The organism is Candidatus Nitrosopumilus sediminis (assembly GCF_000299395.1).
GTDB classification, from domain to species: Archaea; Thermoproteota; Nitrososphaeria; order Nitrososphaerales; family Nitrosopumilaceae; genus Nitrosopumilus; species Nitrosopumilus sediminis.
This window is the reverse complement of the sequence record NC_018656.1, coordinates 1,285,534-1,300,316: the sequence shown is the minus strand read 5'-3', so window position 1 is coordinate 1,300,316 and position 14,783 is coordinate 1,285,534. Positions and strand designations below refer to the sequence as shown.

At 33.9% G+C, this 14,783-nt stretch carries 17 protein-coding genes; 9 read left to right on the top strand and 8 right to left on the bottom strand.

Features of this window, described 5'->3' with window-relative positions:
* Window positions 1-18: 18 nt before the first annotated feature.
* Entirely contained in the window at window positions 19-168 is a 150-nt protein-coding gene (locus NSED_RS10585; protein ID WP_016940217.1) for a hypothetical protein, read from the bottom strand.
* 301 nt (window positions 169-469) lie between these two features.
* Here NSED_RS10585 and NSED_RS07750 point away from each other — a divergent pair, with 301 nt between their 5' ends.
* From NSED_RS07750 to NSED_RS07735, 3 genes are all read left to right on the top strand, one after another.
* Window positions 470-1,804, top strand: a complete 1,335-nt coding sequence (locus NSED_RS07750) for a multicopper oxidase domain-containing protein (protein ID WP_014965706.1) — start codon at window positions 470-472, stop codon at window positions 1,802-1,804.
* Window positions 1,805-1,817: 13 nt separating this feature from the next.
* Window positions 1,818-2,201 carry a hypothetical protein gene (locus tag NSED_RS07745; protein WP_014965705.1) on the top strand — a complete coding sequence of 128 codons (384 nt, stop codon included), beginning with the start codon at window positions 1,818-1,820 and terminating at the stop codon, window positions 2,199-2,201.
* Window positions 2,202-2,877: 676 nt separating this feature from the next.
* Complete coding sequence (locus NSED_RS07735) at window positions 2,878-3,729, top strand: ParB/RepB/Spo0J family partition protein (RefSeq protein ID WP_014965703.1); 852 nt, start codon at window positions 2,878-2,880, stop codon at window positions 3,727-3,729.
* An 18-nt stretch (window positions 3,730-3,747) separates the two neighbouring features.
* Here the strand turns inward: NSED_RS07735 and NSED_RS07730 are convergent, their stop codons facing one another.
* Window positions 3,748-4,287 carry a histidine kinase gene (locus NSED_RS07730; RefSeq protein ID WP_232212363.1) on the bottom strand — a complete coding sequence of 180 codons (540 nt, stop codon included), beginning with the start codon at window positions 4,285-4,287 and terminating at the stop codon, window positions 3,748-3,750.
* A 118-nt stretch (window positions 4,288-4,405) separates the two neighbouring features.
* On the opposite strand from NSED_RS07730, the gene NSED_RS07725 reads away from it, so the two are divergent.
* Window positions 4,406-6,715, top strand: a complete 2,310-nt coding sequence (locus tag NSED_RS07725; RefSeq protein ID WP_014965701.1) for a sodium:solute symporter family transporter — start codon at window positions 4,406-4,408, stop codon at window positions 6,713-6,715.
* Here the strand turns inward: NSED_RS07725 and NSED_RS07720 are convergent.
* On the bottom strand, window positions 6,684-6,983 hold the full coding sequence (locus tag NSED_RS07720) for a hypothetical protein (RefSeq protein ID WP_232212365.1): 300 nt from the start codon (window positions 6,981-6,983) through the stop codon (window positions 6,684-6,686). The genes NSED_RS07725 and NSED_RS07720 overlap by 32 nt on opposite strands.
* Before the next feature lie 180 nt (window positions 6,984-7,163).
* Window positions 7,164-8,204 carry a hypothetical protein gene (locus NSED_RS07715; protein ID WP_232212366.1) on the bottom strand — a complete coding sequence of 347 codons (1,041 nt, stop codon included), beginning with the start codon at window positions 8,202-8,204 and terminating at the stop codon, window positions 7,164-7,166.
* A 204-nt stretch (window positions 8,205-8,408) separates the two neighbouring features.
* Between NSED_RS07715 and NSED_RS07710 the strand changes: the two genes are divergently transcribed.
* Window positions 8,409-8,588 carry a hypothetical protein gene (locus NSED_RS07710; RefSeq protein ID WP_016940219.1) on the top strand — a complete coding sequence of 60 codons (180 nt, stop codon included), beginning with the start codon at window positions 8,409-8,411 and terminating at the stop codon, window positions 8,586-8,588.
* Window positions 8,589-8,644: 56 nt separating this feature from the next.
* Complete coding sequence (locus NSED_RS07705) at window positions 8,645-9,385, top strand: HoxN/HupN/NixA family nickel/cobalt transporter (protein WP_014965698.1); 741 nt, start codon at window positions 8,645-8,647, stop codon at window positions 9,383-9,385.
* A gap of 5 nt (window positions 9,386-9,390) precedes the next feature.
* Here NSED_RS07705 and NSED_RS07700 read toward each other — a convergent pair whose 3' ends face one another.
* From NSED_RS07700 to NSED_RS07685, 4 genes are read right to left on the bottom strand one after another with little or no spacing between them, the layout of a single operon-like run.
* A complete protein-coding gene (locus NSED_RS07700; protein WP_014965697.1) occupies window positions 9,391-10,317 on the bottom strand; it encodes an urease accessory protein UreD in 927 nt (308 codons plus the stop codon).
* A 3-nt stretch (window positions 10,318-10,320) separates the two neighbouring features.
* Window positions 10,321-10,977, bottom strand: a complete 657-nt coding sequence (gene ureG / locus NSED_RS07695; protein ID WP_014965696.1) for an urease accessory protein UreG — start codon at window positions 10,975-10,977, stop codon at window positions 10,321-10,323.
* A 17-nt stretch (window positions 10,978-10,994) separates the two neighbouring features.
* Window positions 10,995-11,696: an urease accessory protein UreF gene (locus NSED_RS07690; RefSeq protein ID WP_014965695.1), complete on the bottom strand. Its 702-nt coding sequence runs from the start codon at window positions 11,694-11,696 to the stop codon at window positions 10,995-10,997.
* Window positions 11,686-12,171 carry an urease accessory protein UreE gene (locus tag NSED_RS07685; RefSeq protein ID WP_014965694.1) on the bottom strand — a complete coding sequence of 162 codons (486 nt, stop codon included), beginning with the start codon at window positions 12,169-12,171 and terminating at the stop codon, window positions 11,686-11,688. The genes NSED_RS07690 and NSED_RS07685 overlap by 11 nt, the downstream gene beginning before the upstream one ends.
* An 89-nt stretch (window positions 12,172-12,260) precedes the next feature.
* On the opposite strand from NSED_RS07685, the gene NSED_RS07680 reads away from it, so the two are divergent.
* From NSED_RS07680 to ureC, 3 genes are read left to right on the top strand one after another with little or no spacing between them, the layout of a single operon-like run.
* Complete coding sequence (locus tag NSED_RS07680) at window positions 12,261-12,563, top strand: urease subunit gamma (protein ID WP_016940220.1); 303 nt, start codon at window positions 12,261-12,263, stop codon at window positions 12,561-12,563.
* Between the two features lie 5 nt (window positions 12,564-12,568).
* Window positions 12,569-12,937, top strand: coding sequence for an urease subunit beta (locus NSED_RS07675; protein WP_014965692.1), 369 nt, complete (start codon window positions 12,569-12,571; stop codon window positions 12,935-12,937).
* Window positions 12,934-14,646 carry an urease subunit alpha gene (gene ureC / locus NSED_RS07670; RefSeq protein WP_014965691.1) on the top strand — a complete coding sequence of 571 codons (1,713 nt, stop codon included), beginning with the start codon at window positions 12,934-12,936 and terminating at the stop codon, window positions 14,644-14,646. Before NSED_RS07675 ends, ureC begins: the two co-directional genes overlap by 4 nt.
* Window positions 14,647-14,783: the final 137 nt, after the last annotated feature.

Genomic DNA, 14,783 nt, shown 5'->3' with positions numbered 1-14,783 from the left:
AAAATAAAAAAACTATTGTTAGCCTAGTAATCCGCTAGCAACAAGATATGCACCTGCACCCATTCCTATTACTATACCTATTCCGATACAGAGAAGATCGAATTTTACAACCTTTTTGAAAGGGGCATGAACCATTTTATCCCAAGTTGAGTTTTTCTGTGATTTCATGATTGTGGTTATCAATAGGTGAATATAGATTATGGTAAGCTCTTTAGCTTACTATGATTAATCATCTAGAGTATCATGTCTATCTTATGCGAGAACAACATTTCCCTAGACACGAAAGTAATTGTGAATTTTTTTCACAATGTTCTCGCTTTACACTAATGGAGACAATATAATGAATTTCGAACTAAAACAAAAAGTAAAACTTACCATGCCTCGCCACAAAAAGGCATTTTATGGATTCTATGTCATTGCAGCTGTTTCTATAGTGGTATTATCTTTGGTGTTATAGGAGAAAAATAGGATGAAACAAAATACAACAATGTTTGTAGTGGTGGGAGTACTAATTGGATTCAGTATTGCATTTGTAGCATTTATCCAATCTCCAGAAATTCAAACAACCACAGCCGAATCATCTGAGATTTATCCAAAATTTACAAATCCTAATCCTAAGACATTGTCTTATACGTTAATTGCTCAAGATGCTGAAATTGAAGTGTCTCCTGGTGTCCAAGCTAAAGTCTGGACGTACAATGGAACAGTTCCTGCACCAACTTTGAGATTTTCAGAAGGTGATGACGTTACTGTAAAATTTGTAAATGAAACTCCTTATGCACACACAATCCATTTTCATGGAACTCATGATTCTACAAATGATGGTGTTTTTCCACAGATAATGCCTGGTGAAGAATACACGTATCATTTTGTTGCACATGAAGCTGGCATGTTCATGTATCATTGCCATGCATTTCCAACATCTGAACATGTGAGGATGGGAATGTTTGGTGCAATGATAATTGATCCTGCAATACGTCCAATGGAGCCTGCACGAGAATACTTTTTCACTCTAAGTGAGTTTGATCCTAACAATGCACTAGAATATTTTACAGAATTTTATCCAGTAAATGGATATGCAAACCAGTACATGGATAATCCAATTCAAGTGGTTTCAGGAGAATTAACCCGATTCTATGTAATGGGAGTTGGCGGGGTATTGCAATCTCCCTTCCATGTACATAGTACAATAATGAAAGTATACCCTTCAGGGATTTTATGGAATGAACCATACTTTGCACAAACTCATCTAATTGGAAACGGCGATACTGCAATTATAGAGGCAACATGGGACACTCCAGGAAAATATCTATTTCATGTTCATGGAATACAGGAAGAACGTGGCTCTATGGCAATAATTGAAGTGTTAGAAGATGCATCATCATTATCTGATATTCAAACTCCAAGTAATAACAAAGGAAGTTATTCCATGATAGAGTGGCAAGAAGATTTGATAAGATCATTGGAGCAACCAAAACTAATCACATATGATAACTTGGGAGAAGCCAAAGTTAGTGATATTCCTAAAATAAAGACAGACAAAGTAGACATTGTCAAGGATTCATGGAATCCAGATATTGTAGAATCCTATGATCCTCTTGCAATAGAAATTGAATCAGGAACAACTGTTACATGGACAAACGAAGACTTTGTTATACATACTGTAACTGACAAGGAAAATTCATTTGATTCAGGGTTTATCCAAGCAGGAAAAACATGGTCATATCAGTTTGAAAAACCAGGAGAATTGGATTATTTCTGTACCTTACATCCTTGGATGCAGGGAACTGTTACGATAACCTAAACATGAAACTAACTTGAATGTCTTAAAGATCTTAGACATTGCAACAATGATAGTTGTATTGTTGTTCTTTATTGGTATAATTTCATTTGAATACAAAGTAATAAGTCTTGTAGAACCACTAATCGATTTACCAAAAGAATGGAAGCCATTTTTTGATATTCTGATATGGCCATTAATTGTACTACTAGTATCTGATTTGGTAATAAAATACAGAAAAGTCAATGACCCAAAAAAATTTGTAAAAAAATATTGGATTGATATTATAATGTTGGTTTTAATTCCAATTTTCTCAACATTCAAGGTTTTGAAAGTTGGGGTAAGTTTGGTAAAGAAGTTAAAGGTGTTAAAAATGGGAACAAAGGCAGCTCATAAAACAAAAAAATCCTTAAAAAAGTAATTTTCTAGCTTTAGCAACAATTTTGTAATAATCATCTTCAGGCTCTGTACTGATTAACAACAATTCCTTTTTTTCAAGAGGAATAGTAATCATTGTAACTTTGTCATATTCAATTACTGCAGATTTTCCAGGTGGAACCTCTGTTCAAAAATCTACTTCTACTGAAACTAGAATCAAATTCATTGATGAGAACGGAGTCAATTATCTGCTAGAAACAAATTGTAGGTCATGCTTTTTTATCATATGTTTACTTGAGACTCTATTTGGAGTGTCAATGTGATCTGACAAATCGCCCTCCCAGATTTGAAATTAGTTTTCTAAACTTGCGACAATATCTTCTAAAGTATTTGCAGAACTTAGAGTCAAACTAAAACACAAGTACCATTGAAGGATTTGATAGATTAAAAATCCAGATAATATTTTCTAATTAACTTAATCTACTTGTTTTCAAAAAAACAACACCACATAGAACAAAAAAACCGGTTCTGGCTGCATAGTAAAATTATTTCATTTTGATAACTCTTAAAGCAATATGTGGATTTTTTTTAAAATTGATCCAAATTTTATCAATTAATTCAATAACAATCTAAAATTATTATATTTTTTTCATAAAATTTCTATTAAAGTCTAAATACTATTTTCTATTCATCAATTTAGGATATGGGAGTGTTTGTGAATGGAAATAATTGATAATTCTATCGTAGAGCCTATTGAAATTAGAATGATTAGACCATCTAAATCCCCTGTTAGATATGCTGTTTCACCAAATTCTCCAGAATTAACAAATCTGAAATCTAGCATAAAAGCGCATGGACTATTGCAACCTATTGTCATTAGGCCTCTAGATCATGGATTTGAGATAGTTGCAGGACATAGAAGATTTGCAGCATGTAGATCACTGCGTTGGAGATTCATTCCAAGCAAAATCAGAGATTTGTCTGATAAACAAGCATATGAAATTCAACTGACTGAGAATATTCAAAGAAAATCTATGGATCCTATAGAAGAAGCTGAAGCATATCAAAAATATGTCAATGAATATGGGTGGGGTGGAGTAAGTGACCTTGGTCAAAAAATTGGAAAAAGTGAAGAGTATGTATCTCATAGAATGCAGCTTTTAAAACTCCCCGAAGATGTCCGTGAGAAGATAATTTGCAGTAATTTGAGCGTAAGTCAGGCCTTAGAACTAACAAATGTTGATGCTTCGCTGAAAAGTGAATTTGTGGATGAAATAGTCAACAACAAACTAACAATAAAACAAATTCGAGTCATGAAAAAGAAGATCAAATCTGAATCTGATCTATACAAACAAACACCTGACAAAAATTCCAAGTCACTTAACTTGATAAAGAAAACCAATCTGTCTCTAAAAATAACCCTTTCAAGAATTGATGATCTTATAGAAGATGCACACGGTATTAACCCAAAACAAAGAGTAGAGATGATTAAATTCTTGATGGGTCTAAGATTAAAAACTCATTCAATGATAGATGAAACCATCCACTTCAAAAAGAAACATTTGCAATAATTTCTTGCCCTGTTTTTCTTATGATCCAATAAATGGAGGCGCCCATTCTTTGAGAAATTTTTTGTATTCCTCTTCTGTATATGTCAGTGCATAAATTGATGCTTCTGTCTGTGGAACAAAATCGTACACCTCATATGTCTGAATAATATCTCCAAACAAATTTCGATAAATATCGTTTTCTTGATCTGCCATCTCATTTGACAAAAATGATTTGACTGTAATCCAATCATATCCTCCACGTGTTCTACCTGAAAATAAAACAAATGGTGCATCATTGAGATATTTTTTCAATCCTTCTATTCTTTTTGGGAGTGCTTGTGATGTTCTAAAAGTGACAAGATCTACACGTATAACCCTATGTGGAATCTTTTTTACATCAACAGTAATTGTATATCCTTTGATAATTCCCTCTTCTTCAAGTTTTGATATTCTAGATTCTATTTCCTCCTCTGTTAAATTATAATTAAATCCCTTTAAAAAATCCCAAATCTCAAATACCTCTTGTTTTGAATTTTGAGAAAGTGCTGAAATTATTAACTCATCAATCTTGTCTATCAATGGCAATTATTACTAAATCAACTATTTAACAAATTTATCTAATTCTATTATTGTAGGTTAGAAACTATCTTATCATGTTAATTCTATTTTAATACCTGTTTTTCAAATCCTATCTTACTTGCCTTCTATTCTGTCTGAAAATATCGGATATATCATATTAATTGGAGTTGGACTGATCATGGCATTATCAGTCACATTAATGGTAAAGGCTGAAACAAAATGGCTTGGTACTAGAAAAACATCTGAATGGTTCTATACTGCAGGACGAACCATCAAAACTGGGTTAATTGCATCATCTATTGTCTCTGCTTGGACATGGGCTGCAACCCTTTTACAATCTTCTACTGTGACATATGAATTTGGATTGGGAGGTTCTTTTTGGTATGCAGCAGGAGCATCAATTCAGGTAATTTTGTTTTCAATTCTTGCACTTGAATTAAAAAGAAAAGCGCCAATGACTCACACTTTTCCTGAAATGATCTATGTTAGATTTGGAAAGCATTCTCACAAAGTTTTTCTATTTTTTGCATTGATGACAAATACCATTGTAACTGCTATGCTTGTGTTAGGTGGAGCAGCGGTAATCAATTCTTTAACTGGAATCGACATTACACTAGCTGCATTTCTTATACCTGTTGGAATAATTCTTTATACAATTTTTGGTGGTCTAAAGGCAACATTTTTTGCAGAATATCTCAATGCTGCTTTAATTTTTGTAGTGGTACTAATCTTTGTAACTGTCATTTATTTTGCCACTCCTGAAATTGGTGGAATCTCTGGAATGTATGAAAAATTAACTCAGGCATCCATTCTAAAACCTGTTGAAGGAAATGCATTTGGAACATATCTGACATTAGCGTCTATGGGTGCTCTAATATTTGGTATAATTAACATCGTAGGAAACTTTGGAACAGTATTTGTAGATCAATCTTATTGGCAGAGAGCTATTGCTTCTAGACCAAAGGCTGCCACTGGGGGGTTTATTTTGGGAGGTTTAGCTTGGTTTGCGATTCCATTTACCCTTGCTACTACACTTGGATTAGCAGCGATAGCTACTGGAGTCACTTTAACAGAAAATGAGATTGAGTTGGGCTTGGTTGCATCTACTGCAGCATCAAATCTTATGGGGGATTTCGGAGCCATACTTCTTCTTACAATCATCTTTACGGCAGTTACTGCTGCAGGCTCATCCCAACTAGTCAGCGTCTCATCTCTTGTTACCTATGATGTTTTTCGTACGTATCTAAAACCATCTTCATCAGGTCGTGAATTGATAAAAATTTCTCGATTCACCATTCTGGGATTTGGAATAGGCATGGGATTACTAGCATCACTGTTATTTCATTCCGGCTTTAGTTTACAATATGTTTATCTTATGATGGGAATTCTGATTGGTTCTGCAGTAGCTCCTATCTCCTTTTCTATCTTGTGGAAGAAAACCAACAAGTATGCCGCAACCTCTGCTGCCATTATAGGACTTGGTTGTGGTATTTCATCATGGCTTTTGTCTGCTGATTCGATGTATGGAGAAATTACTCTTTCTTCAACTGGAAATCTCTTACCTCTTTTGATTGGAAATATTGTATCAATTACTACTGGCTTGGGCATTACGCTTGTTGGAAGTATGATAAAACCTGAAAACTTTGATTTTCATATCATGAAACAAAAAATCCTTGTTGTTGATGACAAGGTCCGTTCCATGTTAAAACATGATACTGATGAGGAATTTCTTCAACGCTCTCTAAAATTTTGTAAAAGAGCTGGTTTTTCAATATCTGTTTTTCTTGTAATTGTCTGGCCTGCATCATTCTATCTAACTGAATTTGTCTTTGAGGAGCAATCATTCCATCTTTGGATTTGGCTTGCAATAATTTGGGCGTTTAGTGCAGCAGGAATCATAATATTTCTGCCATTAATTGAGGCTAGGAAAAATATCAGTGAAGTTTTTCACAAAGCAAATATGGATTCAGACATGATGGAACAATCTGATTATTCGCATTTTTCTGGAAATGATTCACCTGTGATGAAAATTTTAGTTCCTATAGATGGGTCTGCAAGATCATTGAAATCCCTTTATCATGCTAATTATCTTTTCAGAGGGGCTGCCAAAGTAAGGATCTATTTGTTACATGTAATAGAATGGACTGATGAAAATGAAGAAAATATCGACGAAGAATTAGCATCTCAGATTCAAGAAGAAGGTAGATTAATTCTTAGAAGTGTAGTTGTACCTAAACAAATCAATGATTACAAACGTATTGTCAAATTGGGAGATCCTGCTGAAAAAATTACAGAACTTGCAGACAAGCTCAAGATTGATATGATAATTATGAGCAAAAAAGGTATAGGAAAATCTACTTCAAACTTGGGTAATGTTACACAAAAAGTACTCAAACTCACTTCAAAACCTGTAGTCCTGCTAGAATAGGCATAAAATCTCTATTTTTAGGTGAAAAGTGTAGCACTTTTTTTGGAAAATTGTCTATTTTGGCCTCTATGGACATATTCTTAATATCTTTAAAAATTTGCATTATACTTTGATGTTTAAACAATTCTTTTATCAATTTATTTTGAATAATTCTTGTGGTTGTATTTTCTCTAATCTCTTTTACCATATGAAAACAACAAATCATCATTAGTTGCTCTAAATCATTTTTCTCTTTTCTGTCAATCGATTCTTTAATAATTCCATACATTATTTCAAGATTTTTTTCATGATTTTTACAAAATTGAATTTTTTTTGTCTTTGTAAAATTATTATTTTGAACAACAAATTTAATCTGAATCATCATATATGTTATGAAAGTATGAAAGATAGCGTTTTATCTTGTAAATTGATTTAATAAAAAAAAATTTTTTGGCCCTAGATTAACTCATCAATCTATGCCATAATCATTATGTGTTTTTGGGCTCATCTTCATGTTTTTCATTTTCATGACTGCATCCACTCCATACTCATCAATGTATTTCTGATAATCATAGTGATATGGTTGCATTCCTGCACAGGTTATCTCAAAATTATCTACGATCACAAAAACAGAGGCTCTGTTATAGCTGTAATCATTGTCATACAGAGTATCTATTGAGTAGTTCGTAATGTCACATTCCCTATAGGTTATCTTTCTTATTGGCATATCTCCTTGTTCAAGATACACTGACATTCCAAACTCTGAGAACTTATGATCTAATCCAAATGGACCTGTACCTACATTAAATTCAGCATCTGCAGCTCTGTATAGGATACTTTTGTCAATTCCTACAATTCCTTGTAGATTAACAACAGGTTGAACCTTGCCAAATCCACTTACTTGTTTGAACACATCAAAACTATCTATCTTCACAGTACCTGAATCAAAATTAAATTCTGTCATAATGTTGACATCATTTAGACTGTTGAGTGGAAGTGTTAATGACTCGCTTACTTCTTCATAGTCTACTTTGTAGTCTATCACAAATGGAGTATTTTTGAATGTGTGCACTGCAAGAGCATTCCCAACAAAATTCCATTCCCCAGAGGAACTATACTCGTTGATCAGAGTAATTTCATAGTTTGTATTTCCATCTGTTGTCCAAATGAATTTCCCTTTCTCTTCCCCAGGTTCCAGTGGACCTCTAAGTGACACAAGCTGAACAGGTTCAGATGCAGAATAGTATAAAGTTCCAGTATATTCTTTATCACTAATAGGGATTATCACTGCTAGCTGATGATTTTCATGTCCTATGCCAGGATCCACCTGTGAAATCAACCTATCATATCCCTCCATGGCAATTTTTTTTCCAAATATAGGATTATTTGAGAACAAGCTAGTTTGTTGTTCAATTGCGTTTTGGCGTTCTTGTTCTTGACTAAGATTATTTTCTTCTGCAAAAGATTCAGCAAGTACAATAGATGTCAAAGAGATAGAGAGTATTGTCATGAGAAAACCGATTTTGACTTTGTCATATGTCATTGGAATGATAATGAAAACTTGTTAGTTATGTCTGATAGATATTTCAGAGATTAAATAACTTGAAACTTGTTTAGTCGACGTCGGCTATATGTCTAAAACTCTTGTGCTGATATTTATTACTATTTTTTTATATTGATAAATATTTTAAAATATTACATCATCTTCTTTGTGGTGGAAAAATCTAAAAAGACAACAAAATTTTTCATGACAATGGATAATTCGGTTTATCAAAAAATTAAGAGACTGGCATCAAAAAGAGGCATTACTACACAAGAATTTATCCGAGCAATAATAATTCCTGAATGGCTTGATAAAGAAAAAAAACAAAAAATTAATTTATTTTCCACTTAAAAATCCATTTTAAATTCTTAATAATTCATTATTGGTTTTCAATATGATGTTTAGAATTGTTTGAAGAAATAATTTATTCCATTGGTGATTTTACCCCTGCTCTAATCATGGGATTGGGATTAATGGTTGGAATCGAACATGCATTTGAGCCTGATCATATAGCAGCAGTTGGAACACAATTATTCAAAAGAAAGTCTAAAAATGGAATAAAAAATAAACTAAAAACTGCATTTACAAAATCATCACTTGTAGGAATTTTTTGGGGTGCAGGACATACTACAACACTTGTAGCAATTGGATTTTTTGCATATTTCTTTACAGTCAATATAACTACTGAGATCTTCACTGGTCTTGAATTAATGGTAGGTGTAATGCTGATATTTTTAGGAATTACTGCAATCTGGAAAAAAAAATCCAAGATTCAACATATACATCCACATCAACATTCTGATGGACATCTACATTTTGATGCTCATGAACACAACGACGACGATCACAAACATGAACACAAATCATACCTGATTGGTCTGATTCATGGATTGGCCGGAAGTGGAAGTTTGATTGCATTAGCTGCTACAACTCTTGACAATATGGAGATGGCTCTGACCTTTATTCTTCTATTTGGGCTGGGCTCTGTTATTGGTATGGTTGCTATCAGTGGTTTGATAGGACTGCCTGTTTTGCTGACTGATAGGGTATCTCTCCTTAATCGATTTTTTAGATATGGAACAGCTATAATCAGCTTTATCATAGGAGCAAATATCCTCTTTGAAATTGGAATATTGAGTAATTTGTAATCATTCTAACTTTTTCTTATTTTACTAAATTCTGCCCCGAGAATTTTTTTCCTGCTAATTTCAAGTATTTTGAAAATCACATCAAAGACACTATCTGTTTTATTTCCTAAAACCCTAATTATTATTCCTGATTCGTCTGGAAGAATAGATGTTCCAACAGAAACACTATCTGAATTTCTAATGTATTCATTAAGATTGTTTTCTAATTCATTCACGTTATCTTTTCTAGTCAAGATGTAAACTGTTCCAACTATTTCGTACTCCCCTAATACTCCAAAATCTTCAACTCTCATCTTTTTTGGTTCAATTTTTGTATTTTCTAAAAATCTGATTTTTTTATTTTGGTCTTTACAATGTGTTCTAAGATAACATATGTCGTATTCAAAAGACTCCTTCATGGCAACTCTTCCTGGCGTTAAAATTTCTGAATAAATCAAAGTGGAATTGTTATGAACATTGAGATTTACTTTTTGATAATATCTAGAGTTTTTGTATGGAATAATTTGATCAGGGATGTATTCAAAATAGCAGTCCTCATCAACTGTAATGTTTAGAATTTGTGATGCAGAATTTGTGTTCATGCTGTAGATTCTAGTCGCACCTTGAGTTGTCATGTGAGCAATGGCCTTGTTCTTTAATACGACATCTGTCCTGTATCTATCTCCTTGTAAAATCCCCCCAGATGGTGAAATCACATAAAGATATGCCATTTTAGGAAGTGATCTTTCAGGATATAGAGCTCGTTGTATTTGTAATGGAACTTGAGAAAATTGTTTTGTAACAATTGTCTTGCCTTCATTATCTGTTTGAAGTTCTAAATCAAGAATGCCTACTTTTCCTGATTTTCCAACTCCTAATTGTTCTACTTTGGTCTCATATGCCTGGATTTCTTTTGGTATGTCATCCGGTGTGTAATATTCCAGTTTATTCAAAAATCACACCTTTTGTGTAATTGCTGATTTTGGAGCAGAGTCTAGCAATACATTATGAATAATATGCTCAGTTACTTTCATAACGCCCTCATCAGTTTTGCAGTTGATAAATTCAAACGATTTTTCATTTCTAATCTTTCTTGCATCCCTTCTCATGACTTCAAGATCAGCTCCGACCATCTTGGCAAGATCAATCTTGTTAATGACTAAAAGATCACAACTTTCAATTCCCAATCCTCCCTTTCTTGGATATTTGTCTCCTCCTGCAACATCAATTATGTAAATAAAATAATCTGCAAGAATAGGACTAAATGTAGTTGTAATGTTGTCTCCACCACTTTCAATAATTATAAGATCAAGATCAGGATGTTTTGATTCCATTTCTTCTATTACAGAAAGATTCATGGACGGATCTTCTCTAATTGCAGTGTGAGGGCATCCGCCTGTTGCAAGACCTATGACTAAATTTTCAGGAAGTAATCCTCTATTGGTAGCCAAATTCGTTCTCATTCTATCGGCATCTTCTTTTGAAATCACATCATTTGAAATTATACTTACACTGTATCCTTTTTCTGCTAACATTGGTACCAATCTTTCGATAAGCATGCTTTTTCCTGAACCAACAGGTCCTCCGATCCCAATTCTAGGAATATGAGTCATAATGAAAAATCCTATTTTTATGTAATAAACATTTTAGAATCCATTTTCTCATGTGACATCTGAACAATATCTATTTGAGGAGCAAATTGCCATATTTCCAAAAGTGATTTATTTGAATTTTCTTTGATGGTCTGACTGATAATTGGTTTGATATTGTGAATAATTTTTTGACCTTCAAAATGCTGAATTAATCCTAATCGTAGTGCTGCACCTACAATACCTACAGTAAAGCCATATAGCATCATCATCATGCTTTTCTCTTTTTTAATTTTTAAGGCATTACAACAAACTGCAAATGCTACCGGAAAAACTCCATGCACTCTGTTCTTTATTATGTTGTCCATGTATTGATTCAAAATTTTATCATCTTTTACAAATTCTACCACACATTTGATTAACTGAACCCCTGATCTTACTGATGCATCTCGAATTTCTTTTATCGGTTTTGTTGCAAAAATAATATTGTCTGTTTCGATCACTTGATCAAAATCCTGTTTGTTTACACTATCAAATACATTTCCAAGTGCAACACAATCTGATGGTCCTATTTGCTGAGTAATGTTAATTCTAATCAACTTGATCAAGTCTGCCATTCCATGAATCTTTTTTTCTGTGAAAAGAAATTCCAATCCATTTGAAGTAGCATAAATGCCTGTGGGAAAAAACGAGTCTGATAACTGCATTACTCCTAACTCTTGTTCTATCTCATCAATGTTCATGTACATCAGCACCTGAATGGGGAGAAAATATTCGCTCATCTACTGTCATCTCAATATGATTGATAATGTTATGAAATAATTTTGTAAAAACTTCTTTTTCTGAGTCTGCCTGAATTGGAAACACAATCTCTTCGCTTTGAATGGAAATTGGTCTGTGTCTATTTCCAATTATATGTCCTAATAGCACCATTACATCGACCATGTTTTTGGTTTTTAGTCTAATGGAAATTACCTTTTCTGGTAATTGTTCTACTACAATTTTTGTGTTTCCATTATCAATGACATCGCCATGACGAAGTTTCACTCCTGGGTCTAAGTTAAAACCAACATCTGTTCCACGATCCCCCTTTCTTCTCAAAATTCTTTTTTCTAACTCCATTCGTGAAATCTTGAGTTTTTCAAAATTCCCACTTTTTATCTCATCAAATCCTTTGTCTAGAAAAATATTCCCTATTGGTGCATTAACTTCTAACACAAGTAACTTTATTTTTTGACAAAGTTATACTTTCTTAGATATTTTTAACATTTTTAATTATTAAATACACTAATACCCTATTCCATTCAATGATGCTTACTCCTAGAGAATTAGAGAAACTAAATGTCTTTGTTGCAGCAGAACTTGCCCGTAGAAGAAAAGGTAGAGGATTGAAACTCAATCATCCCGAAGCAGTATCTATTCTTGCTGATCATATTTTAGAAGGAGCAAGAGATGGAAAAACTGTTCCAGAGCTTATGAGTTCTGGAAAAAATGTCCTATCAAAAGATGATGTATTGCCAGGTGTTGCAGATCTTATCCATTCCATTCAAGTAGAAGCAACTTTTGAAGATGGAACTAAACTGGTGACTGTTCATGACCCTATTGTGTGAGAAATATGTTCCCTGGTGAATATTTTACATCTGATGAGCCAATTACTGCTCATGTGGGAAAATCCACAACATCTGTCAGTGTTAGAAATACTGGAGACCGACCAATACAGGTAGGCTCACACACGCACTTTTTTGAAGTAAATAAGGCACTTGAATTTCCAAGAAAACAATCCTACGGATACCATCTAAACATTCCTGCTGGAACATCAGTAAGATTTGAACCAGGAGAAACAAAAGAAATTGAACTAACAGAATTTGGCGGAAAAAAAATTGTTTATGGGTTTAGCGGTTTAGTAAATGGAAATCTAGATGAAAAAAAAGAAGAGGCATTCAAGAAAGCTATCGAAAAAGGATTCAAGGGAATGACATCATGACTCTAAATATTCCAAGAAAAAACTACGTTGATTTGTTTGGTCCTACTGTAGGTGATAGAGTTCGTCTTGCTGATACTGATTTAATTATAGAAATTGAAAAAGACTTGATCACATATGGTGATGAGGCTGTATTTGGTGGAGGAAAAAGTGTACGTGACGGATTAGGACAAGCAAGTGGAGTATCCAGAACAGAATCCGTTGATCTTGTTATTACCAATGCAATTGTGATGGATCCTCTTTTAGGAATAATCAAAGCAGACATTGGAATTAAAGATGGGAAAATTGTTGGTGTAGGAAACGCCGGAAACCCTAACATCATGGATGATGTTGATATGATAATTTCATCAAACACTGAGATAATTGCAGGTGAGCATACAATTTGCACTCCTGGAACAATCGATTCACACATTCATTTTATTTCTCCTCAACAAGCAATACATGCAATCTGTAATGGTACCACTACAATGATTGGCGGAGGAACTGGTCCTGCTGATGGAACAAATGCGACAACATGTACTCCCGGTAAATGGAATATTCATAGAATGATTGAATCCGTTGATGAGTTACCATTAAACTTTGGATTTCTTGCAAAAGGAAATGATTCACTTGAAACTGCATTACTTGAACAGATAGAGGCAGGAGCTTGTGGATTAAAATTACATGAAGACTGGGGTTCAACCCCCGCTGCAATTGATTCAGCTTTGAGTGTTGCAGATAAAACTGACACTCAAGTTGCAATTCATACAGATACGCTAAATGAATGTGGATTTGTTGATGATACCATTGAAGCAATTGCTGGAAGAACAATCCATACTTATCACACTGAAGGAGCTGGAGGAGGTCATGCTCCAGATATTATGAAAGTTGCTGGTGAGGAAAACATACTTCCGTCATCTACAAATCCTACAAGACCTTTTACAGTAAACACACTAGCTGAGCATCTTGATATGATGATGGTCTGCCATCATCTTAACCCTTCAGTACCTGAAGATGTATCCTTTGCAGAGTCTAGAATTCGAGGTGAGACAATTGCAGCAGAGGATGTACTTCATGATATTGGGGTATTGAGTATGATATCTTCAGACAGTCAAGCTATGGGAAGAGTTGGAGAAGTTACAACTAGAAACTGGCAGACTGCTGATAAAATGAAAAAGATGACTGGAAAGCTCCCCGAAGACAATGTCCGAAATGATAATTTTCGAGTGAAGCGATACCTTGCCAAAATCACGATAAATCCTGCCATAACTCATGGAATTTCTGATTATGTTGGATCTATGCAGCCAGGAAGATTGGCTGATATTGTTATTTGGTCTCCTCAGTTCTTTGGAGTCAAACCAAAAATGATCATCAAAGGTGGCTTTATTGCGTATTCAATAATGGGTGATCCAAATGCCTCCATCCCTACAACTGAGCCAGTATTGTATCGTCCTATGTTTGGGGCACTTGGTAAAACAATACAATCTACTTCTGTAACCTTCACATCACAACTAGCATTGGACAAAGGTATTGAATCTGAAATTAATTCAGAAAAGAAACTGGTTCCTGTGAAAAACTGTCGTTCTATTGGAAAGAAAGACATGTTGTATAATGATCTCACTCCTGAGATTGAAGTGAACCCTGAAACATATGAAGTGAAAGTTGATGGAAAACTTGCAACGGTAGATCCTGCAGACAAAGTTTCTATGTCACGACTTTACAACTTGTTTTAAAACTTTTCAAACTTTATCTTCTTCATCTCAATTTCAAATAATGTCGACGTCGACTAGAATTTTATTTTACAAAATATTCTCTTTCAACTTTGAATTGAGTAGATAAAGAACTATAATTCTTCAATTGATAAGTAAAT

Coding starts and splice junctions, on each gene's coding strand:
- NSED_RS10585 (WP_016940217.1), bottom strand. CDS start 168: ATGAAATCACAGAAAAACTCAACTTGGGATAAAATGGTTCATGCCCCT.
- NSED_RS07750 (WP_014965706.1), top strand. CDS start 470: ATGAAACAAAATACAACAATGTTTGTAGTGGTGGGAGTACTAATTGGA.
- NSED_RS07735 (WP_014965703.1), top strand. CDS start 2,878: ATGGAAATAATTGATAATTCTATCGTAGAGCCTATTGAAATTAGAATG.
- NSED_RS07720 (WP_232212365.1), bottom strand. CDS start 6,983: ATGTATGGAATTATTAAAGAATCGATTGACAGAAAAGAGAAAAATGAT.
- NSED_RS07715 (WP_232212366.1), bottom strand. CDS start 8,204: ATGACAATACTCTCTATCTCTTTGACATCTATTGTACTTGCTGAATCT.
- ureG (WP_014965696.1), bottom strand. CDS start 10,977: ATGACTCATATTCCTAGAATTGGGATCGGAGGACCTGTTGGTTCAGGA.
- NSED_RS07690 (WP_014965695.1), bottom strand. CDS start 11,696: ATGAACATTGATGAGATAGAACAAGAGTTAGGAGTAATGCAGTTATCA.
- NSED_RS07680 (WP_016940220.1), top strand. CDS start 12,261: ATGATGCTTACTCCTAGAGAATTAGAGAAACTAAATGTCTTTGTTGCA.
- NSED_RS07675 (WP_014965692.1), top strand. CDS start 12,569: ATGTTCCCTGGTGAATATTTTACATCTGATGAGCCAATTACTGCTCAT.
- ureC (WP_014965691.1), top strand. CDS start 12,934: ATGACTCTAAATATTCCAAGAAAAAACTACGTTGATTTGTTTGGTCCT.